This window comes from Tissierella praeacuta (assembly GCF_040396155.1).
GTDB lineage: Bacteria > Bacillota > Clostridia > Tissierellales > Tissierellaceae > Tissierella > Tissierella praeacuta_A.
Genome location: NZ_JBEBOY010000016.1, coordinates 1 through 23553, shown reverse-complemented (window position 1 = coordinate 23553; position 23553 = coordinate 1). Strand labels below are relative to the sequence as shown.

At 31.4% G+C, this 23553-nt stretch carries 20 protein-coding genes; all 20 read left to right on the top strand.

Annotated features, from left to right (window positions below):
• Positions 1-251: 251 nt before the first annotated feature.
• The 20 genes from ABWP20_RS09460 (at position 252) to ABWP20_RS09365 (ending at position 23465) form a co-directional block, all read left to right on the top strand.
• Positions 252-518: a Veg family protein gene (locus ABWP20_RS09460; protein WP_353095555.1), complete on the top strand. Its 267-nt coding sequence runs from the start codon at positions 252-254 to the stop codon at positions 516-518.
• A gap of 114 nt (positions 519-632) precedes the next feature.
• Positions 633-2180 carry a DUF3794 and LysM peptidoglycan-binding domain-containing protein gene (locus ABWP20_RS09455; protein WP_353095554.1) on the top strand — a complete coding sequence of 516 codons (1548 nt, stop codon included), beginning with the start codon at positions 633-635 and terminating at the stop codon, positions 2178-2180.
• Positions 2181-2251: 71 nt separating this feature from the next.
• Entirely contained in the window at positions 2252-3106 is an 855-nt protein-coding gene (ispE, locus tag ABWP20_RS09450; protein WP_353095553.1) for a 4-(cytidine 5'-diphospho)-2-C-methyl-D-erythritol kinase, read from the top strand.
• Positions 3107-3164: 58 nt separating this feature from the next.
• Positions 3165-3374, top strand: a complete 210-nt coding sequence (locus tag ABWP20_RS09445) for a CLC_0170 family protein (protein WP_353095552.1) — start codon at positions 3165-3167, stop codon at positions 3372-3374.
• Positions 3375-3384: 10 nt separating this feature from the next.
• Positions 3385-4899, top strand: coding sequence for a spore germination protein (locus ABWP20_RS09440; protein ID WP_353095551.1), 1515 nt, complete (start codon positions 3385-3387; stop codon positions 4897-4899).
• The gene (locus tag ABWP20_RS09435) at positions 4886-5980 is read left to right on the top strand and encodes a GerAB/ArcD/ProY family transporter (RefSeq protein ID WP_353095550.1); all 1095 of its coding nucleotides are present in this window, start codon (positions 4886-4888) and stop codon (positions 5978-5980) included. The genes ABWP20_RS09440 and ABWP20_RS09435 overlap by 14 nt, the downstream gene beginning before the upstream one ends.
• The gene (locus ABWP20_RS09430; RefSeq protein ID WP_353095549.1) at positions 5977-7101 is read left to right on the top strand and encodes a Ger(x)C family spore germination protein; all 1125 of its coding nucleotides are present in this window, start codon (positions 5977-5979) and stop codon (positions 7099-7101) included. The genes ABWP20_RS09435 and ABWP20_RS09430 overlap by 4 nt, the downstream gene beginning before the upstream one ends.
• A gap of 154 nt (positions 7102-7255) precedes the next feature.
• A complete protein-coding gene (locus ABWP20_RS09425; protein ID WP_353095548.1) occupies positions 7256-8476 on the top strand; it encodes an efflux RND transporter periplasmic adaptor subunit in 1221 nt (406 codons plus the stop codon).
• Positions 8477-8478: 2 nt separating this feature from the next.
• Positions 8479-11592, top strand: coding sequence for an efflux RND transporter permease subunit (locus ABWP20_RS09420; RefSeq protein WP_353095547.1), 3114 nt, complete (start codon positions 8479-8481; stop codon positions 11590-11592).
• Positions 11593-11606: 14 nt separating this feature from the next.
• On the top strand, positions 11607-12191 hold the full coding sequence (locus tag ABWP20_RS09415) for a TetR/AcrR family transcriptional regulator (protein ID WP_353095546.1): 585 nt from the start codon (positions 11607-11609) through the stop codon (positions 12189-12191).
• 113 nt (positions 12192-12304) lie between these two features.
• Positions 12305-13024, top strand: coding sequence for a stage II sporulation protein R (gene spoIIR, locus ABWP20_RS09410; RefSeq protein ID WP_353095545.1), 720 nt, complete (start codon positions 12305-12307; stop codon positions 13022-13024).
• 89 nt (positions 13025-13113) lie between these two features.
• Positions 13114-13809, top strand: coding sequence for a spore cortex-lytic enzyme (gene sleB / locus ABWP20_RS09405; protein WP_353095544.1), 696 nt, complete (start codon positions 13114-13116; stop codon positions 13807-13809).
• 9 nt (positions 13810-13818) lie between these two features.
• Positions 13819-15186: a germination protein YpeB gene (ypeB, locus tag ABWP20_RS09400; protein WP_353095543.1), complete on the top strand. Its 1368-nt coding sequence runs from the start codon at positions 13819-13821 to the stop codon at positions 15184-15186.
• Between the two features lie 140 nt (positions 15187-15326).
• On the top strand, positions 15327-16508 hold the full coding sequence (locus ABWP20_RS09395) for a hypothetical protein (protein WP_353095542.1): 1182 nt from the start codon (positions 15327-15329) through the stop codon (positions 16506-16508).
• A gap of 80 nt (positions 16509-16588) precedes the next feature.
• Positions 16589-17977 (top strand): sigma-54 interaction domain-containing protein, encoded by a 1389-nt coding sequence (locus ABWP20_RS09390; RefSeq protein ID WP_353095541.1) that lies wholly within the window; start codon positions 16589-16591, stop codon positions 17975-17977.
• Positions 17978-18256: 279 nt separating this feature from the next.
• A complete protein-coding gene (gene kdd, locus ABWP20_RS09385; RefSeq protein WP_353095540.1) occupies positions 18257-19294 on the top strand; it encodes an L-erythro-3,5-diaminohexanoate dehydrogenase in 1038 nt (345 codons plus the stop codon).
• A 92-nt stretch (positions 19295-19386) separates the two neighbouring features.
• The gene (kamA, locus tag ABWP20_RS09380; RefSeq protein ID WP_353095539.1) at positions 19387-20640 is read left to right on the top strand and encodes a lysine 2,3-aminomutase; all 1254 of its coding nucleotides are present in this window, start codon (positions 19387-19389) and stop codon (positions 20638-20640) included.
• 21 nt (positions 20641-20661) lie between these two features.
• Complete coding sequence (gene kamB / locus ABWP20_RS09375) at positions 20662-21690, top strand: lysine 5,6-aminomutase reactivase subunit KamB (protein ID WP_353095538.1); 1029 nt, start codon at positions 20662-20664, stop codon at positions 21688-21690.
• A gap of 1 nt (position 21691) precedes the next feature.
• Complete coding sequence (kamC, locus tag ABWP20_RS09370) at positions 21692-23314, top strand: lysine 5,6-aminomutase reactivase ATPase KamC (protein WP_353095537.1); 1623 nt, start codon at positions 21692-21694, stop codon at positions 23312-23314.
• Positions 23315-23342: 28 nt separating this feature from the next.
• Positions 23343-23465, top strand: a complete 123-nt coding sequence (locus ABWP20_RS09365) for a hypothetical protein (protein WP_353095536.1) — start codon at positions 23343-23345, stop codon at positions 23463-23465.
• Positions 23466-23553: the final 88 nt, after the last annotated feature.

The window sequence follows — 23553 nt, the reverse complement described above, 5'->3', positions numbered from 1 at the left end:
TTACAATTAAATATATTATATCACAAGAATTATCAAAAATCCCAATATTTTGCAGATGCAGTTAATGTAATTACCTAAAAAATAAAGATTTAATGAAAAGTTTTCCAATTATAATTGACAAAACTACTTATTAATAGTATAATAATTTATTTATTTGACAATACATGAATTTTATGATATAATTTCTACATGAGTGACACTTCTTCTGCCCTCGACTGTGGGGAGCAATCAATGGAAGGTGGTTTGCTATATTGGAAAAAGATATATTAATAAGGATTCGTAAAGACATCGAGAAATGTATTGGCAAAAATGTAATACTTCGAGCAAATAAAGGTAGAAAGAAGACGATAGTTAGAGAAGGAATATTGGAAGCGGCGTACCCTAATTTATTTGTAGTAAAAATTAACAACGAATATGACAGTAGTAGAAAAGTATCCTATACCTACACAGATGTATTGACAGGGACCGTTGAAGTAACAGTTTGCTCACAAACTCAACCGCAGGTAAAAATATCTTAAAAAATAACTGTACAATTATTGTACAGTTATTTTTATGTCTTTATTCATTATTTAGGACATTTACGCATATATATCTTCATAGGATGTTAATAGGAAATAATTAGGGGGGATATTATGTCTGTTGAGTTAATAAAAGATGCCTTACGGATTGAAGAATTAAGAGGAAAAGAAAATATCCAAGCCTTGGTAGAAACTGAAATTTATTTGAATCCATCTAAACCAAATGTAAATAAGGTGCTCTGGACAGATGGTACAGTAGAAATACTTAGCACCAAGGTAATAAAGGATAGAATAGTTGTATCAGGAGTAGTAAAGTTTAAAGTAGTCTATAAATCAGAGGAAGAAGCGAATAATATTTATACAATAGATTCCAATGCGGATTTCAGGGAAGAAATAGAGATAGCAGGAATTACAGAAAATATGTCAGCAACTATAGGTTCCAATATTGAATATATAGAGGAAGAAATATTAGATGAAAGAAAATTGTCTCTAAAAGCATTAGTCAGTTTAGAAGGAAAAGTAGAAGAAGTAAATAATATAGAAGTAATTAAAGATATTAATGAAAAACAAAACCTTCAAACATTGAAAGAAACTATTAAATATAAGGAGATTTATGGTAGAGAGACATCCTATGCCATAGTTAAAGAAGCTTTTGAAATAGGTGAAGAAAAACCAGTTGTAGAGGAAATACTTAAAATGTCAATTCAAGCCTATGAAAATGAAGCAACAGTAGTAGATGATAGAATAATAGTATCCGGTATAGTAGATGCAAGAATTGTATACTATGGAGAAGATAAAATTTCAACAGTGGAAGCGGAAATACCTTTTAACCATTTTTTGGAGATACCAGGAGCTATAGCCGAATCACAGGAAGAAGTCATTATTGAAGTAGTAGAAGGCAGCTATGAGCTATTAGAAAATGCTGAAGGTGAATTAAAGGTATTAGATGTAGAAGTAAAACTTAGAATATCAGGTGTTGCTTTCTCAGAAAATCAGAAAGCTTTAATAGTAGATGCCTACTCAACAAAGGAAGAAGTAAAAATAGAAACGGAAGAAATTAATTTAGTAGAAAATATAAATAGTATAATTCATAAAGAAAATATAGTTAAGGACCTATCCCAATATAAAATAAGAGAGATGTATAATATATCTGGATATCCAAGCATTTTAGATGCTAGAATCCAAGATGAGGAATTAATAATAGAAGGTATACTTTCATTAAATGGAATTTATTTAGACGATGAGACAGAAGAAATCGATACATTAAGGGAAGAAATCCCATATAAGTACTATCTGCCTTTAGAAGAAAAAGTCATAGATTCATTAGTAGATATAAGTCTAAATTTAGAATCAATAAAAGCAAATACAGCTAAGGATACATTTATTGTAGAAGCAGTTATTAAACATAAGGTTAAAATCAATAGAAACAGAATATTATCAGTGATAAATTCAATAGAAGAAACGGGAGAAATAATAGATAAAAGAAATCGTCCTAGTATAATTATCTATATAGTTCAGAGAAATGATATATTATGGGATATAGCTAAAAGATATAATACAACCATGGAAGAAATACTACAGGCAAATGAAAACTTAAGTCCAAATAATATAATGCCAGGAGAGAAAATAATCATTGAAAAGACAGTGGATATATCTTTTTAAATTAAACTTTATAATCTTCTAGGAACTATGGTATAATAGAAACGGTAAATTTTCACAAGGGAGAAGTTTAAATGAAAGAAATTATAATGGAATCCTATGGCAAAATTAATCTAGGACTAGATGTATTATATAAGAGGGAAGATGGATATCATGAGATTACCACTATAATGCAGCAAATAGGTCTTAGTGATACATTAGTTATAAGTGAAATCAAAGAAGGCATAAAACTGGATTGTGATAATAAAGAAGTTCCATTGGATTCTACAAATTTAGTATATCTTGCATGGAAAAAGTTACAGGAGAGAACTGGTGTAAATAAAGGAATTAAAGTAAAAATACACAAGAAAATTCCCATAGCAGCTGGATTAGCAGGAGGAAGTACAAATGCAGCTGCTGTTTTAAAGGGATTAAATGAGATTTGGAGATTGGGATTAAGTAAAGAGGAATTAATGGATATAGGTGTAGAAATTGGTGCAGATATACCTTATTGTATTATGGGAGGTACTGCATTGGCTGAGGGAATAGGAGAAAAATTGACAGAAGTCAAGGCTTTTAAGGAAAAGAACATACTACTTGTTAATCCAGGGGTAGGTGTTTCAACTGCGGATGTATATAAAAATCTTAAGCTAAATAGCCGGTCAAGAATGAATGTTGAAAAGATAATATCTTCTATAGAAAATGATGATATAAAATCTTTGGCAAATAGTATGACCAATATAATGGAAGAAGTAGTTATTGAAAAACTACCTATTATATTTGAAATTAAAAAAGATATGATGACATATGGAGCGCTAGGTTCTTTAATGAGCGGCAGCGGGCCAACAGTATTTGGACTTTTTGATGATTTAGATAAACTTAATTATTGCAAAAATACCTTAGAAAAAAAATATAATAATGGTGTTGTTATTTTAACAAAGACAATTTAATGGAATGTATATATTACCCATCTTTTGTAAACTATATTAGTTACAGGAGGTGGGATTTTTGTTTTCAAGATTCCTTAGAGTATTAAGAGAAATTATGGATGATTATACTATTTTAATAATAATTTTTGTAGCAATATTTACTTTATTAATTGACAGTAAAAGATATAAACAAAAGGGATATATAAAAGAGTTGAGAATAGTAAAGGCTATATCATATTCATATATAACCATAGGAGCATTACTATATGTATTGTTATTACTAATGTAGGGGGTTAATTATGCAAAGTATATTACTTAAAGATATAGATAAAAATGAAGAAGCTCTAAAAACTATATTTACTGATTGTGAAGATGTAGTATTTAGAAAAATAGAAGTAGGGGATGTCTATAGGATAAAACTTGTTTTAATATATATAGACGGATTAGTAAGTAAGGAATATATTGCAGAGCATGCTATTTATTCTTTATTCAGAGAAGAAGAAATAAAAAAATTTTCCCTTCAGGGATTTAAATCTTCCTTAATAGATGTAATATCGAAGGAAGCACTATCAACTATAGATATTAAAGAAGAGTTTCACATGGACAATGTAATAAATGCTGTACTCTCTGGTGATACTGTAGTTCTGATTGATAAGGTAGATAGATGTATTATATTTGATTCGAAGGGTTGGCCTTCAAGAAGTGTTCAAGAGCCACAGACAGAAACAGTAGTTAGGGGACCGAGGGATGGATTTGTAGAGTCTGTAAAGGCAAATATGAGTTTAGTAAGGAGAAGAATAAAAGACCCTAATCTAAAGATTAAGATGCATAAAGTAGGGAGAAGATCTCAAACAGCTATTGCAGTAATGTATATAGCTGATATTGTCAATGAGGATTTAATAAAAGAAGTTAACGAAAGATTAAAGTCGGTGGATATAGATGCCATACTAGATAGCTCTATACTGGAAAATTTAATAGAAGATAATTATTTATCTGCATTTCCACAAATAGAGAATACAGAAAGACCAGATTCGGTAGCAGCTGCACTATATGAGGGACGTGTAGCCATTATAGTAGATAATTCACCATTTGTCCTAATAGTACCTGCTACAATTGGAACACTTTTACAGTCAACAGAAGATTACTATACTAGATGGCAAGAAGCTCAAGGAGTGAGATTTTTAAGGTTATTAGCAGTATTTTTATGTGTGATGTCCCCTGCACTTTATATATCTATAATTTCTTATCATCCAGGATTATTGCCTACAAAATTAACATACTATTTGGCAGCTAGTAGGATTAATGTCCCTTTTCCAGCAGTAGTAGAGACCTTTTTAATGGAAGTTACCATAGAACTTATAAGAGAATCTGGTACAAGAATTTCTGGACCTATAGGAACTACTGTAGGTATAGTTGGAGGGCTTATTATTGGGCAAGCAGCAGTAGAGGCAGGAATAGTAAGTGCCATTCTGATAATTATAGTGGCAAGCACTACAATAGCTTCATTTGCTATACCTAGCTATGAATTTGCAGCAGGTCTACGGGTCTGGAGATTTATCTTTATCATTTTGGCTGCAATATTTGGATTATATGGGGTAATGTTAGGCGTTATACTGTTAGGGAGCCATTTAATTAAATTAGATAGCTTTGGAGTTCCATTTACATCTCCATATTCAGGTTTTGGTATAGGATCTGGAGAATTAAAGGATACTTTATTCAAAGCACCAATTCAATTTCTAAGAGAAAGACCTACATTTACACATCCTAGAAACAAAAAAAGAATGGGGAGAAGTTGGAAAGATGCAAAGAAATAATAAGATATCAAATAAACAAATAAGGGCATTAGTAGTTTCCACAACTGTAGGCACTGGAATTTTATCTCTTCCAAATAAAATTTCTTTAGTACTGGGTAATGATAGCTGGATAGGAATAATTGTTGCAGGTCTACTAGTGGGAATAATTACAATAATTATAAATAAGATATTTCATCTATATCCAGATAAAGATTTTTTTGAAATAGGAAAGATAGTTTTGGGAAAGTGGCTTTTTAATGTTTTTCTAGTTTGTTTTCTAATTTATTTAATAATGAGTATGGCGGCTATTTCTAGAAATGTAGGGGAGATTCTAAAGGCATTTCTTTTAGAAAACACCCCTACTGAAGTAATGATAATTTCATTCATACTTGTAACCACTTATATTTGTAGATATGAGATTCAAATAATTGGAAGGGCAGCATATCATATATATCCAATAGTAATAGGATTAGTAATATTTTTAATAGTTGTATCATTAACAAGTGTAGATTTTACAAATATGCTTCCAGTATTTCAATCAAATTTAAAGGAAATACCTAATGGAATAAGTATTGGATTTTTTAGTTTCTTAGGGTTTGAAATATTGCTGTTTTCAATACCATTTACAGATGACAAAAAAAAGACTATGTCAGCTAGTCTCCAAGGCGTTGTAATCGTAACAATTATATATGTAATTGCATTTGTACTTTCCCTTTCCCAATATGGATTACATAGTTTAAGAAGGCAAAGTTTTCCAATATTATCTCTTATAAAGGAAATTGATTTGCCTGGATATTTTATTGAAAATCTTGATGGACTTTTTGTATCAATATGGATGCTTGTTATTTTTGGAACTATGGCTCCATTTTATTATTCTGCTGGGAAAATATTATCAAATTTATTTTGCACAAAGGACCATAGTCTTTTCATACTACCACTTGCACCATTAATTTATATCATAGCTTTGATTCCAAAAAATATATTTCAAATGGGACAGCAAACAATAAATATAGTAAATTACTTGGGATTTATATCCATAGTTTTAATGCCTATTATAATCTACTCTGTAGGCTTATTTAAGTCTAGGAGGTCAAGCAAATGAAAAAGATTTTATTAATAATTATGATAGTATTTCTTATATTCAATACAGGATGCTGGGGTATGATAGAAATAAATCAGAGAATATTTCCATATTCAGTAGGAGTAGATTTAAACGATGGTCCAGGAGATAAATATATCATAACTATATCTTATCCAAATATAAATTCAATAGGAAAAAATGCAACACAAGAAGATAGGATACATGTCGTATCAACTGTTTCATCATCTCTTTTTGAAGGAATTGAACAACTGTCTACTAGATTACCATATGAAATTTATTTTAAACATTTAAAAGTAGTAGTATTTGGACAGGAACTGGCAAAAGATAAAAAATCTGTTGAAGAAATAGTAGATGGATTAAGTAGAGACTTTGTCATAAATAAAAAAATTAGGATGCTAGTTGCTGAAGGGATGGCAAGGGATTTACTTTTGTTTGTACCTAAGGCTAAGAGGCAGGAGGTAATAGAGGGAACATTGATTAGTATGCTTAGAGATGACAAAAGTGCAGCTAGATTTACACCACAAAGCTTAACCCAGTTTATAATGGACACAGATGTAGGTGGGGTTGGAATTATGCCTAGGGTATCAACCCATGAAGATGATATAAAGATATTTGGAGGAGCTATATTTAAAAGATATGAAGATATAGGAGATATAAATGAAATACAAAATAGGGCCGTAGCATTGATGACAGGAAAATTGAAAAGAGATCTAATAGATGCAGACTATAAAGGTGTTACTATTTCATATTCAATTGATGGTTCCAAGGTAAGAAAAAAATTAATAAGAAAAGATGGAGATATGAAAGTTAGAATAAGCATAGAAATTGAAGGAAGTTTACAGGAATATATACTAGAAGAGAAACCATTATTAGATAATGTAAATATAATAGATGAAATGGAAATCGCAATAGAAAATGTTTTAGAAGAAGAAATGAATGAAACATTGGAGAGACTACAAAAAGAATATAAAGCTGATATCTTACAAATAGGAAAATACTTATATAAATACCATCCTAAGGTATGGAAGGAAGTAGAAAAGGATTGGGATGAAATTTTCTCAGAAATGGATATAGAAGTAGTAGTAGATGCTAAAATAAGAAGAAGAGGATTAGTCCAATAATTATAATAAGTATCATTTTTGGTGCCTGGCACCAAAAATGATACTTATTGGAAGAAAAGATATTGACATGATAAGGTGACTATAATATAATGGAAAACACTGACCGACCGTCCGGTTCTGAAAGAATTTATGATTGATTTGGGGGGACATAAAAATGTATAAAAGATTCAAAACAAATGTCGTATTAATTTTTACTCTAGTAGTTATAATAGGGATGCTATCTGGATGTAACAAGGTGACAAAGTCTAATGCAGAAGTTGAAGAAGAAACTTACATACCAGTTGAGGTAGAAAAAGCAAGTATTCAAACTATCGCAAATAATATTAAATTTAATGGAAAAGTATTAGCAAATGAGGAGATAGCAGTTTTACCAAAAGTATCAGGAACAGTTTCTAGTGTAAATGTTAAGTTAGGCGATGTAGTAAAAGAAGGCAGTATACTATTTGTAGTAGAGCAGGATACTATTTTAAAGAATGTTGAGCAAGCGGCTAATGCCATTGAAATAGCAAATAATGGTGTTGTGCAATCTGAAAGCAGTTTAAAGGTAGCAAAAGCTAATTATGAACTAAATAAGGAAAGAATAGAAAATGCTAAGTTAAATCTAGAAAGAAATAGAGAACTTTATGAGGAAGGAATTATATCTAAAAGCCAATTGGAACAGGCAGAATTAGCTGCTAGTGATATGAATCTAGAAGCCGCAGCTGGTCAATTGGAACAAGCAGAAACCATGTATCAACAAGCTGTAAGCCAGCTAAAACAAGCACAGATATCCTATGATCAAATGGAAGATAATCTAAATAATACAGTTGTTAAAGCACCAATGGACGGAGTTGTATCTGCATTAAATGTGAAGGAAGGTCAAATTGTTGGCAGTGGACAAATGGCAGCTACAATTGTTGATATGGACAAGGTTTATATGGAAATAAATGTTGTTGAAGATGTAGTTAACAGATTAAGCATAGGGCAGAAAGCAGATGTAATCATTCCAGCAGCTTTTGATGAAGATATAACTAGTACTATTAGCTATATTAGTCCGACGGCTGATATTGGAAGTAATCTTTACTCTATAAAGCTATACGTAGATAATCCAGATAAAAAAATTAAACCTGGAATGAACGGAAAGGTAAAATTAAATTTAGATGAAATCCAGTCAGTTATAGCAATTAAAAGTGATGCTGTTTTAGATAAAGATGATGAGAAAATAGTATTTGTAGTAGAAGATGATCATGCAGTTGAAAAAACAGTTATTTTAGGATTGGATACAGGAGAATACGCCGAGATTAAAGAAGGATTAAAAACAGATGAACAGGTTATTGTAAAGGGACAACATTATGTAGAAAATGGACGAAAAGTGAAAGTAGTAGAGGGGGAATAATAGTGAGTTTATCAAGTTTTGCTGTTAAAAAACCCGTTACCATAACAATGATAGTTTTGGTAGTTATTATTTTTGGAGCAATTTCATTGAAAGGGTTACCAATTGACCTTTATCCGGAAATAGAAATACCTGTAGCCATTGTTTCTACATCTTATTCAGGTGCTGGACCTCAGGAAATAGAGAATTTAATTACTAAGAGAATTGAAGGTGCAATTGCTACAGTAGGAAATATTGATACGATAAATTCAATATCTTTACAGGGGAGTTCCATAGTAATTGCTCAATTTAATACAGGAACAAGTATGGATTTTGCCACATTGGAAATGAGAGAGAAAGTAGATCTAATTAAGGGGACTTTACCAGATGATGCTACACAGCCAATGGTAATTAAATTAGACCCAAATTCTATGCCAATTGTACAGATAGCTTTATCTACTAGTGGAAGCCTATCAAGTTTGCAGTCATTGGCAGAGGATACTTTCAAACAGAGATTTGAAAGATTAGATGGTGTAGCCTCCATTGATATTGGTGGTGGACTTATAGATGAAATTGAAATAGCTGTTGACATCGGCAAATTATCAAGATATGGTTTAAATATAAATCAATTAAATCAGCTACTGGGTGCAGCTAATATAAATCTTCCCGGAGGAACTGTAAATAATGGAGAACAGGACCTTACCATAAGGGTAATGGGAGAATTTAATTCCATAGATGAAATCCGGGACATGCCTATTACACTTAATACAGGTATGGTAATTACCTTAAAGGATATAGCACAAGTAGAGTTGAAAAACAAGGATATTACTGCAATTTCTCGAACCAATGGAGAAGATAGTATTAATATCTCTATAAAAAAACAATCTGGTAAAAATACAGTGCAAGTAGCAGATTTAGTTAATAAAGAAGTGGAAAAGCTTAAAAAAGATTATCCAGATATTAAGATGGAAATAGTAGTAGATAGTTCTACTATTATAAAAGATTCGATTAATAATGTAATAGATAATGTTATTATGGGTTCTGTATTTGCTATTTTGGTTTTGTATATTTTCTTGAAAAATATAAGGTCTACTTTCATTGTAGGAACTTCAATACCTATATCTTTAATTGCTTCATTTATTTTGTTATATTTTAATGGAATTACATTAAATATGATGACTTTAGGAGGTTTAGCTTTAGCAGTAGGTATGCTTGTGGATAGTGCAATTGTAGTACTTGAGAATATTTATAGGTTTAGATCTGAAGGATATTCTAAAGAAGAAGCTGCCATAAAAGGAGCTAAGGAAGTTGGATTGTCAATTACAGCTTCAACTCTTACAACTATAGCAGTATTTTTACCTATAGTGTTTGTTGATGGAATGGTTGGAATTTTATTTAAGGATTTCGCCATGACAGTTACTTTATCACTTACGGCATCCTTAGTAGTAGCTTTAACCTTCATTCCTATGCTGTCATCTAAGATCTTGACAATTGATGGTGAAGAGGGCGGAGGCAAAAAGAAAAAATTAGATTTTATTTATAAAGTCTTTGATAATATATTTGAAAAGCTAGAAAATAAATATAAATCATTATTGGAGCTAGGTCTTAGGAGAAGAAAAACTACCATAGCTATTTCAGTAATTATTTTCGCTGTAAGTATAGTCAGTTTAGCAGGGGTAGGAATGGAGTTCTTTCCTTCAACTGATGAGGGAAGTATGACTATTAATGTAGATATGCCTTTAGGTTCTAATATTCATCAAATAGATGAAATGACAAAAATCGTAGAAGGAAAACTTGTAGATATACCTGAAATAGATGTAGTATTTGCTAATGTAACTTCAGGAGGTATGGGAAGCAGTAGCATTAATACGAAAACTAGTGGCTCTATTTCTATTAATTTAGTCAAATTAAAGGACAGAAAAAGAAGTACAAAAGAAGTTGCGGAAGAAATAAGAGGACTTGTAAAAGATATTCCTGGAGCGGAAATCACAGTAACTGAATTCTCAAGTAGCAGTATGAGCGGTTCTGGTGCACCTATTAGTATAAGTATTAAAGGTGACGAATTAGAAGTCCTTGAAAATATATCCAATGATTTTAAGGAGATGGTTGAATCCGTAGATGGAACTAGAGATGTTAAAACTAGTATAAGCGAAGCAGTACCTGAAGTGGAAATTAAAGTGAATAAGGAAAATGCTGCAATATATGGATTGACTACTTCACAAATAGCTTCTGCAATTAGAGGAGGAGCATCAGGAACTGTAGTTGCTAAATATAAGGACCAAGGAGATGAACTGGATGTAGTAATAAGAGCAACAGAAGATATCACAGAAAGCTTATCTAATCTTGGACAATTGGATATTACCACTCCAACTGGTATGAATATACCTTTAAGTCAAGTAGCCGATATATCCATAATAAAGGGGCCTATTCAAATAAGTCGTGAAGATCAAGAAAGAGTAGTTACAGTTACAAGTCAAATATCTGGGAGAGATTTGCGAAGTATCAGCTTGGATATAGATAAAAAATTGGAGAATTATGAATTTCCATCAGGATATCACTATAAAATAGGTGGGGAAAATGAACAAATGATTGATGCCTTTAAGCAACTTTTATTGGCACTTGTTCTTGCTATTATTTTGATTTACATGGTAATGGCGGCTCAGTTTGAGTCTTTGATCAATCCATTTATCATCATGTTTACAATACCATTAGCATTTGGCGGAGGTTTCTTAGGTCTTTTCATTACAAGAAAAGCTTTAGGTGTAACAGCATTTATAGGAATTATCATGTTAGCTGGTATTGTAGTTAACAATGGTATTGTATTGATAGATTATATAGATATCTTACGTAAGGAAGGTAAGGAAAGATTTGAAGCGATTACTATTGCAGGTCCAGTTAGATTAAGACCTATTCTAATGACAACTTTGACTACAATTCTAGGTCTTGTGCCATTAGCCCTTGGAATAGGTGAAGGGGCAGAAATGCAAGCACCAATGGCAATAGTAGTTATAAGTGGTTTGACTTTATCAACGGTTTTAACATTAGTATTTGTTCCAGTGTTATATACAGTATTTGATGATTTTTCTATTAGGATTAAATCAAGGTTAAAAGGACTAAAGAAGAGCAATTCTAATGTATAAAAAGAGGTGAGAAATTGAGTCTGTTAAGGGAGAAAAGACAAACTGAAATTATAGAGGCGGCAATGAAGGTATTTGGGGAATATGGATTTTATCGTGGAAAGGTCGAAGATATTGCAAAAGAAGCAGGAATCGGAAAAGGCACGATTTATGAATATTTTGGCAGCAAAAAAGAGATATTTCAACAAATGGTAATGTATATTATTGATACGTATTTTGAAGGATTAAAAGAAACTGTTCTAATGGAGAAAAGTATAAGAAACAAGATGATAGGCGTACTTAACTATCATTCTAAATTTATTGATATACATGCTCATTTAATAGAGAGATCCTTTTACCAATTTGAAAATATTTTAAAAGAAGTCAAAGAGTATATTCAAGAAACAGATAAAAAAGTATTTGATTTTACCTTGCAGATAATTTCAGAGGGAATTGATGGAGGAGAATTGGATCCAAGTATAGATAAAGATATAGCTACTATTATATTTTTAGGCATTATAAATAGTGGACATTTAAAAGCAGCTATTCCCCATGATGGATCCTTAGATAATATAAGAAATGATAATATTGTGGATATGGTACTTAAAGGAATAGGTAAATAATCAACAAAGAATACTACAGTTTTTAACTGTAGTATTTTTTTATGTATATAAATTAATAATTGAGGCAAGAATATTTACTAGTAGGACAAGTATATAAGTTAGGGGGAAAAGAAGTGAAATATAAAAGATTAGTACTGGTATTATACATATTTATTATTAGTTTCAGTTATATAATTCATCCAACCATAGAGAGAAAGATGAGAAATAGTTTTGAAGATAAAATCATTAGGTTTCATATAAGAGCCAATAGTGATATGGAAGAAGATCAAGCTTTAAAACTTAAAATCAGAGATGAAATATTAAAGGAGATGAATGAGAAATTTAAAGATACTAAATCACTAGAAGAAAGTCGAAAAGTAATAAAGGAAAATATGAAAGAAATGAAATATATAACAGAAAGAGTTATTGAAGAAGAAGGTAAAGATTATGATGTTGCCATAAGTTTAGGTCAAGATAATTTTCCTACAAGGAAATATGGAAATCTAGTATTGCCTTCAGGAGAATATGAAACACTTCTTATTACATTAGGAGAAGGAAAGGGACAAAATTGGTGGTGTGTAATGTTTCCTCCATTATGTTTCGTTGATATTACCCATTCAGTTGCCTATAATTTAGAAAAGGAATTAGAGCCAGAGCTAGAGCAAGAAATAGAAGAAGAACAGCCAAAATTAAAATTAAAATGGAAGACTGCAGAAATCATAAAAAAATTTAAAAAGGATAATAAGAAAGGTGGACAGCTGGAAATTACCAAAGATAAATCTGCAATTACTAAAGATAAAGGGAAAGGATTAGTCAAGATTAATAAATATAAACAAATAATAAACCTACAATAATAATATTTATTGCAGGTTTATTATTTGTTTATGTATAAAATAAGGAAAATTACTAAAAATAAGAAAAATGATGAAAGGAGTAAATAACCTTGAAAAAATTTATTATAATTACAACTACTTTAAGTATTCTGTTTCTTTCAGTATTTCTATTTTATGAACCAACAGCAGAAAGATATAGTTCATTCTTCAGTCCTAGAACTTTGTATTGGGGAGCACAAGGTCAAGATGTAAGGACAGTACAAGATAAACTTCTTAGATGGAGATACTATGATGGAGCTGTAGATGGAATTTATGGTGCAAGGACCTATAGAGCAGTTAGAAAGTTTCAAGCTAAAAATGGTTTGAAAGTAGATGGTGTAGTAGGACCATCTACAGCCAATGCATTAGGTATGGCTACAGCGACTGTAACAACATCAGCTCAAGGAGTAAATAGAAAGACTGATGAATATCTATTGGCAAGGGCCATACATGGCGAGGCTAGGGGGGAACCTTATGTTGGGAAAGTAGCTGTAGGAGCTGTCGTCCTCAATAGAACTAGAAGTTCATCTTTCCCAAATACTGTAGCAGGAGTAATATATCAGCCCCTAGCATTTACGGCAGTAGCCGATGGGCAAATAAATTTAACTCCAAATAAAGACTCCATAAATGCAGCAAGAGATGCATTAAATGGGTGGGACCCTACCTATGGATGTTTATATTATTGGAACCCAGTTACAGCAACATCCAAATGGATATGGTCAAGAAAAGTAATATTAAAAATTGGTAAGCACTGGTTTGGACTATAGGAGGTAAATATGAAAAATAGAAGAAGTTTTATTGCCCCAACTCTGCTTAGTCTTTTACTTATTGCGGCTTTAGTTTGGGGATATAATCAATATCAAGTAAGAAAACAGCAAGAAATAGCATTGGAAAATACTTATCAAAGATTATTTTTTGATGTAAAAAAGCATGTGGAAAATGTTCAAGTAAATTTATCTAAGTCATTGCTGGCAAGTTCAAAAGAGCATAATATAGTATTGTTTTCTCAAATCATGAATGAAGCATATTTGGCAAAGGATAAATTGGCTCAGATGCCAATAACTCACGCAGAGTCTGCAAAGACAGAAAAATTTCTTACACAGGCAGCAGATTACTCTTCGTATTTAATACAAAGGCATTTACAAGGAGAAGATGTGACAAAAGAACAAAGGGAAGCTCTAAATGGTCTTCAAGCTAACTCTGCTAAATTTAATGCTGAGCTATCAAAAATCCATGAGAGTCTAATGGGATCAGACTTTTCCATAGGATCACTAAGTAACACACAAAATAAAAAGGTACAAAAAGGTAATGAAAACGTATTCCAAACATCTTTAGTAACTATGGATAAACAAATGGCTAAAACCCCTGAGTTAATATATGATGGACCTTTTTCAGATCAAATTATAAATAGAAAACCTGTAGGACTTCCAAATGAGAAGGTATCAGTGGATCAAGCAAAGAATATAGCACAGGATTTCTTTGGTCGAGATAATGTTAATAATATAAAGGCATTTGAGGAAGGAAAAAATATTAATGAAGTAAAAATACCGGCATATACATTCCATGTATATCCTAAAAATCAGCAAAAAGATTTAGCGGTATATATTGGTGTATCTAGACAAGGTGGTAAGGTAGTTTGGATGGCAAATCCAAGACCAGTTTCTAATGCAAAACTGTCAATAAAAAATGCAGAAGAAAAAGCATTAAAATATTTAAGAGATAAAGGCTTTGAAAATATGGAGCCTAATTACTCATTAAAATATAATGGAACAATATTATTTAACTTTGTATATAAAGATAATAATGTAACAGTATATCCAGATTTAATTAAGGTTAAGGTAGCATTAGATACTGGAGAAATAGTAGGATTTGATGCTTCCGCATATTATATGAATCATCATGATAGAAACATAGATACTCCACATATAGATGAAAGCGAAGCAAGATCTAAAGTTAAAGTGAATTTTAACATAGATTCTATTCGACTAGCCCTAATACCAAAGGGAAAAGAAGAAATTTTATGCTATGAATTCAAAGGTAAATACAATGATTCAGATTTTATAATCTATATCAATGCCCTGGATGGAAGAGAGGAACAAATACTGCAAATAATAAAGGATGAAAATGGTACATTAACATTCTAATTAATGAAATAGGAACTCATCATATAAGATGGGTTCTTATTTTGTGACTATAGTTATATTTTTTTCTAAATTCCTTGCATATTAATAGTATAGACTGCTATAATTATACCATAGGTATTTATAAATTAAGGAGGGATTACATGAAAAAATTGTCAGTATTGGCGTTATTGCTAGCATTAGCTATATCAGTTACAGGTTGTGTTGGTGGAGAGTCTAAATTATATAACGCTTTAAACAAAATGCAAGATATAACTTCATTTGAATCAGATATGGAAATGGGATTTACTCTTGAAGGAGAAGGATTTGCAGAAGATGAACAATTAGTTTTACAGCAAGTAGCTTCTGCAGTAAATAATTCAACTATTAAGATGAATATGAAACAGGTGCAAAATAAAGAGAAAACAGCATCTAAAGCAGAAGCAAATGTAAATATGAACTTTGGCGGCATGGGCATGGATATGAAGGTTTGGGTTGATTCAGATATATCAATAGATAAACCTAATGTTAAAGAAATAATAGAAATGCCTCAAGTAATGATGAATGCCATGTTCCCAGATGATCCTCAAAAGAAATACATAGTATATGATTTTGAGAAAATAGCTAAATCATCAAATGAAGGTGTGAATCTTCAAGAAATAATGAAATTCAGCAGAGATTTTCAACCAGAGTTTGCAGAATTCATGAAAGAAATTCAAAAAGATTTTAAACCAGGAATTGAAATAGTTAATGGAAAAGGTACTAAATTAGTAGGCAACGAAAAATTAGATATATACGAAATAAAAATGGATGATGCAACTCTAAAAGAGCTTGTAAAATATTCAGTAAACTATGCTTTAGATAATGAAGCAACTATGGATTTTGTTGAGGAATATATTAAGGCTGTTATGAGTGTATCTAAGGTTTCAGAAACAGAAAAATCTGATGTTAAAAATGAATTAGCAGAAATTGAAAAGAAAACACCAGAATTTAAAGCAGAATTCAGTAAATTTATGGAAAAATATAAAGATGTTAAGATTTTAGGAGATAAAGGTATAGTAATGGAATATGGAATCAATGAAGATGGATATATAGTTCATGAGTCTGGAAACATTGATTTAAGAATTGACTTAGAAAAATTTGCTGAAGTTGCAAATAAATCTAATGATGATAAAGAAAAATCTATACCACAAGTTAAAGGGATAATTAAATTAGGTATTAACTATAGTACAAATCATAGTAATATAAATAGTAAAGATATAAAGATAGAAATGCCTAAAGTAGATGAAAAAAATTCAGTGGATTATATGGAAATGATGAAAATGCAAATGGAGAAGACAAACTAAATATTAATTAAAATTAGGCACTTAGGTGCCTAATTTTTGGCTATAACTGCCTAAAATTAAGCAGCTAAAGGGGAGATACTGTGAAGGACTTATTCTTTAGGGAGAATGTACTGGAAATTCTTGATTATTTAGAAGAAGGTATACATATTATTGATAAAAATGGAATAATTGTATACTATAATAAATTTGCTCAAGGTATAGATGGTATAGAAAGGGAAAAAGTCGTAGGTAGACATTTACTTGAGGTATATCCATCACTAACAGAAGAAACAAGCACCCTCCTTACAGTAATTCGTGCAGGAGAATCAATGCATAAAAAGGAGCAGACATTTCTCAATTATAAAGGTGAAAAGATTACAACTATAAATAGCTCCATTCCCATAACATCAAAGGGAAAAATTTTAGGAGCGTTGGAAATTTCAAAGGATATAACGGATGTAAGAGAAATGTCCGAAAAAATAGTAGATCTTCAAAACAAGCTATACAATAACAAAATGGAAAAGAATTCTACAGGTAAAAATGAGGAATCTGCTTATTTCACCTTATTAGATATTGTAGGTGAAAATAAGGAAATAAAAAGATTGAAATCTCTAGTATTAAAGGCTGCAGAGTCTGATGTTTCTGTACTTATATCTGGAGATACGGGAACGGGAAAGGAATTATTTGTCCACTCCATTCACAATGCAAGTTCAAGAAGATATAAGCCTTTTATTACACAAAATTGTGCAGCTTTACCAGAAAACCTATTAGAGGGTATTCTATTTGGAACAATAAAGGGAGGATTCACTGGAGCAGAGGATAGACCTGGATTATTTGAATTAGCCAATGAAGGTACATTATTCTTGGATGAAATCAACTCCATGCCATTAGAACTTCAATCTAAGCTCCTTAGGGTTCTGCAGGATGGCACTATAAGAAGAGTAGGTGCTACCAATACTATTAAGGTAGATGTTAGAATAATAGCTGCAACAAATACATCACCGGAAGAAGCGGTAGAAAAGAAACAGATTAGAAGGGATTTATACTATAGATTAAATGTAGTGTCTTTTGAAGTACCATTACTTAGAGATAGAAAAGATGATATCCCCGTACTTGTGAATCATTTTATTAATAAATTCAATAATAAATTGGGAAAAAAGGTAAAGGGTATTTCAAAATCTGTATTAGATATATTTAATGACTATAAATGGGACGGAAATGTAAGGGAATTGGAACATCTAATAGAAGGGATAATGAGTATATCAGACGAAGAGATAATAGATATAGATGACCTACCATATAAGTTTAAGAAACTTGAGAAGAACTATGATATATATGAGGTATCTCTTTCAGAAATATTAGAGGAAACAGAAAGGAATATAATAGAGGAAGCACTAAGACAAACAAATAACAATATAACAAGAACAGCAGAGCTATTGAAAATACCAAGGCAAACCTTACAATATCGATTAAATAAGTTGAAGATTTAAATCTTCAACTTATTTAATATACAGATTAATTAAGACTTGTCCGCAAATTCTGAACTTATCGCCTAAATTTCGGCATAATTCTCACTGTTAAGGCTATAAAGAAGCCTATTTTACTAATCTAATATCCTATTAATAAATAAAAATATCATAAGAAACCTCATAACATCGTCTTTTAATTCACAAATTATATTATTAAATTTAGATTGGCATAAGACTTGCATTAATAGTTTAGTGAAAGTTTAATGAAAAATTAATTAAAATACTGGGGAGGAATGTTATATGAAAAAAGGATGTCCATATGGTACACATAGGGTTATCGAACCAAAAGGAGTTTTACCACAACCAGCACTTAAAATTGACAACGACATGGAAATTTACGACAACGAAATACTTATAGATGTTAAAACTTTAAACGTGGATTCAGCAAGTTTTACACAAATTAAAGAGCAAGCTCAGGGTGACATAGAAGAAATCAAGAAGATAATGAAGGGTATCGTAGCAGAAAGAGGTAAGCATCAAAATCCAGTTACAGGTTCAGGTGGTATGTTAATAGGTACAGTAGAAAAGATCGGATCAGCATTAGAAGGAAAAACTGACCTTAAAGTTGGAGATAAAATAGCTACATTAGTATCTTTATCATTAACTCCACTTCGTATAGACGAAATTAAAGAAGTAAGAGTAGAAAAAGACCAAGTGGATATAGTAGGGAAGGCTATATTATTTGAATCAGGTCTATATGCAGTAATTCCATCAGATATGCCAGAAAACTTAGTATTATCACTATTAGACGTAGCAGGAGCACCAGCTCAGACAGCTAAATTAGTTAAACCTGGTGATACAGTAGTAATGATAGGTGGAACTGGTAAGGCAGGTATGCTTTGTCTATATGAAGCAAAGAAAAGAGCAGGAATAACAGGTAAGGTTATTACTGTAGATATTAATGACGAAGCATTAAAGAGAGTAAAAGATGCTGGTTTAACCGACATAACAATAAAAGCAAATGCTCAAGATGCAGTAGAAATGATGCAAAAAGTTGGTGAAGCTACAGATGGTAAAATGGCTGATATAGTAATCAACATAGTAAACGTTCCAAATACAGAAATGTCATCTATACTAATCACAAAAGATGAAGGAATAGTTTATTTCTTCAGTATGGCTACAAGCTTTACAAAAGCAGCACTAGGAGCTGAAGGTGTAGGTAAAGATGTAACCATGGTAATGGGAAATGGATATACAAAAGGGCATGCAGAAATAACTCTAGATATAATGAGAGAATCAAAAAAGATGAGAGAAATCTACGAAAAACTATATGCATAATTAAGGAAACAAATATAGGGAATTCACTTAAGACATTAGAATAATTCTGTTGTTTAATATTATTAATATTTAAATAAAGGGAGGAAGTATAAGTGAGACATTACAGCGAAATTGAACTTTGGAAAGATGTTAGTGAAGAAGAATGGAATGACTGGAAGTGGCAAGTTAGAAACAGAGTTACAGATGTTGAGACACTAAGACAGATAATAAACCTAACAGAAGAAGAAGAAAACAATATCAGTAAGGTAATGGAAAAATTTAGAGTAGGTATTACACCATATTATGCTTCTTTAATGGATCCAGATGATCCAAATTGTCCAGTTAGAATGCAAGCAGTACCTACATTAATGGAGACACATATTAGTTCATCTGATTTAGAAGATCCATTAGATGAAGATGAGGATTCACCAGTACCAGGACTAACTCACAGATACCCAGATAGAGTATTATTCCTTATTACAGACCAATGTTCAATGTATTGTAGACATTGCACCAGAAGAAGATTTGCAGGGCAAAATGATATGGGTGTACCAAGGGATAGAATAGACGCATGTATAGAGTATATTAGAAATACACCACAAGTAAGAGACGTATTGCTTTCAGGCGGTGACGCTCTATTAGTAGGCGATGATGTATTAGAATATATCATTAAGAAACTTCGTGAAATCCCACATGTAGAAATAGTTAGAATTGGAAGTCGTACACCAGTAGTATTGCCACAAAGAATTACAGATGATTTAGTAAATATGCTAAAGAAATATCATCCAATTTGGTTAAATACTCACTTTAATCATCCAAAGGAAATAACTAAAGAATCAGCAGCAGCTTGTGCAAAATTAGCAGATGCTGGTATTCCATTAGGAAATCAGTCAGTACTTTTAAGAGGAATCAACGATTGCCCACATATAATGAAGGATTTAGTACATGGATTAGTTAAGATGAGAGTAAGACCTTATTACATCTATCAATGTGACCTATCCATGGGAATTGAGCATTTTAGAACAAAAGTATCTAAGGGCATTGAGATAATAGAAGCATTAAGAGGACATACATCAGGATATGCAGTACCAACATTTGTAGTTGACGCTCCTGGTGGAGGAGGAAAAACTCCAGTAATGCCTCAATATGTAATATCACAATCTCCAACTAAGGTAGTTCTAAGAAACTATGAAGGTATAATCACAACATATACAGAGCCGCAAATGGTAGAAGAACCATGTAATTGCCCAGTATGTAGAGGTGAGAGAGAAGCAAGAATTACAGGAGTGGCAGAATTGCTTCAAGGTCCAGAAGTAAGAGCCTTAGAGCCAAGTTATTTGGAAAGAAGACACAGAGGAGATAAATAGTTAAACTATTGGAGGTTTTTTATGCTTGAACTAATAAATGGTAAGTACAAAACAATATCCATAGTAGGAATGTCTAAAAATAGTGGAAAGACAGTAGCTTTAAACCATTTAATAGGTGAAGCCATTGATGAGGGAATTCCCATTGGTATAACCTCCATAGGTCGTGATGGAGAATCATTAGATATTGTGACCGAAACAGAAAAGCCACGCATATTTCTAGAGGAAGGAGCTCTTATTGCTACAGCAACAGGAATGCTAGAATTAGGAGACGCCAATATAGAAATATTAAAAGTAACAGAATACAGAACACCCTTAGGTGAAATAATCATAGGCAGAGTAAGGGATGGGGGCTATGTTCAAATAGCAGGTCCCCAGCTCCTTTCTGAAATAAAAGCAGTCTCTGATATTATGTTAAATCTAGGTGCTAAATTTGTCATCATAGATGGAGCGTTAGACAGGCTATCCCAAGCAGCTCCAGCTATATCAGAGGCTACTGTTTTATCTACAGGTGCTGTATTGTCTAGAGATATGAATAAGGTAATGGAGGAAACAATACATGTAGCGAAAACCTTGGGGCTTCCAGCTATTGAAGATAATGAAGTAAGAGAAATTATACGAAAACTTATATATAACAATCAAATAGCAGTAATAGATGAAAATAATCAAGTAGACATTATACCACTGAAAACAGCATTAAACGGAGGAGTAATAATAGGAGACCATCTAAAGGATAATTCAAAATACTTAGTTATACCAGGATCTTTAGTAAAAAATACAATAGAAGATTTAACTAGATCCACAAGAAAATATAAAAACATAGAAATAGTAATTACAGATGGTACGAAAATATTTATAGGACCAAAAGATTGGCTAAAATTCATGAGACAAGGTGTAGTAGTCAAAGTATTAGATAAGATAAATTTAGTAGGAATAACATTAAATCCATATGCACCAGCAGGATATTACTTTGAGCCGGTAGAATTCTTATCAAAAATGAAATCCCATATAAGTCAAATACCAGTAATGGATTTAATATTAGGTGGTGAATAGTATGTTATTCATGGATGAAAGTACCAAGGAGTCTTTAGATTTTCAATATATATTAAATAAGATTTCCACACTTACGCCCTATGGAATGATGTATAAAGGAAGAATGAAAGCGTTTGAATTAGGGGAAGAAGAAAAGTTGATAAAAGAACTAGATAAAATAGAAGCTTTCTTACCTTCAGTTAAAAATAAAGAAATCAGAAGGGAGTTTAACAATATCTTTGCTCATATAAAGGATTTAAGAACCTCAGTAAGACGTACAATGGAGGGGTTTATCCTTACAGAAGTAGAGTTATTTGAAATAAAAAACTTCCTTTTTTTAATCAGAGATTTAGATGAATTAATAAAGAAGAATAATATCCCAATTTTTAATGATACAAAGCTAGAACCTATAGAATCTTTAGAAAAAGCTCTAGACCCTGAGAATACAGGAATATCAACATTTTATATATATGATGCTTATTCAGAAGAATTAAGGGATATTAGAGAAAGAAAAAGAAATGCAGATAAGAAAATAAAATTAGAGAAAAAATTTATCAAGGATAAGGTAAAAGAAGAGCTGAATTTAGACCTTAGACCTGATTCGTCTGTAGTGGTGTCAAAGGACAAAAAGGAACTAGTAGAAAAAATCCAAAACTATCCATATCTAACCTATATTTCAGAAACATATATGAATATAAAATTTGCCATAAGACCAACAGAAAATATGAATAAATTAGAACGAGAGATTCTTATTTTAAAGGATAAAGAAGAACGAGAAGAAATTAGAATAAGAGAAATGCTGTCTAAGGAAGTTGGAAAGAGAAGAAGAGTAATATTTAGAAATATGGCAAATATAGGAAGACTGGATTTAATAATAGGAAAAGCAAAATATGCTTTAGATATAAATGGAATAAAGCCAGAAATAATAAAAGAACATATAGTAGAAATCCAAGATGGAATACATCCAAAAGTAGCAGATTTTTTAAAAGATAAAAAATTAGATTTTACTCCAATATCCTTATCACTAAAAGAAGGAGTTGCCTGTATCACAGGGGCAAATATGGGAGGAAAGACCATTAGTTTAAAACTAGTGGGATTATTGTCAGCAATGGCGCAATATGGTCTATTTGTACCAGCGAAAAATATGAGAATCGGTTTAAACAGATTTATAAAATCTTCAATTGGAGATATGCAGTCAACAGATTCAGGACTATCTACCTTTGGAGGAGAAATCAAAATAGTTAGTGAAGCCATGTTAAAAGCCAATGAAGAAGGACTAATCTTAATAGATGAATTAGCAAGGGGTACTAACCCAGAAGAAGGATATGCTATATCCAAGGCAATAGTTACCTATCTAAAGGATAAAAATTCCATAACTTTATTAACTACACATTATGACAATGTAGTAAATTTAGATAATGTAGTGCATCTGCAAGTAGTAGGACTATCCAAGGTAAATATTTTTGAATTAGCAGATAAAATAGATACTGAGGAAAAAATGGAGATAATCAATAAATATATGGACTATCGGTTAAGGGTAGTGGAAAAGGACACATTAGTCCCTAAAGATGCATTAAATATTGCTAGAATAATGGGATTAGATGAAGAAATACTTAAATTGGCGGAAAAATATTTAGATAATTAAGAGAAGAACAATTAAAAGAGGTGGTCTAGTGAATAATAATCTAATTGATGATAAAACATTTAAGTTTGCAATTGATACTGTAAATATATATAAATATTTATCAGGAAATAATGAATTTATAATGTCTAAACAACCAAACAAAACCTTTTAAATTGTTATCTGTTAATTGTGAATTGAAATGACAAAGTCCAGCTAAGAATTGTCAATAAAAGATTTTAAATTATTTAATAGAATGTACA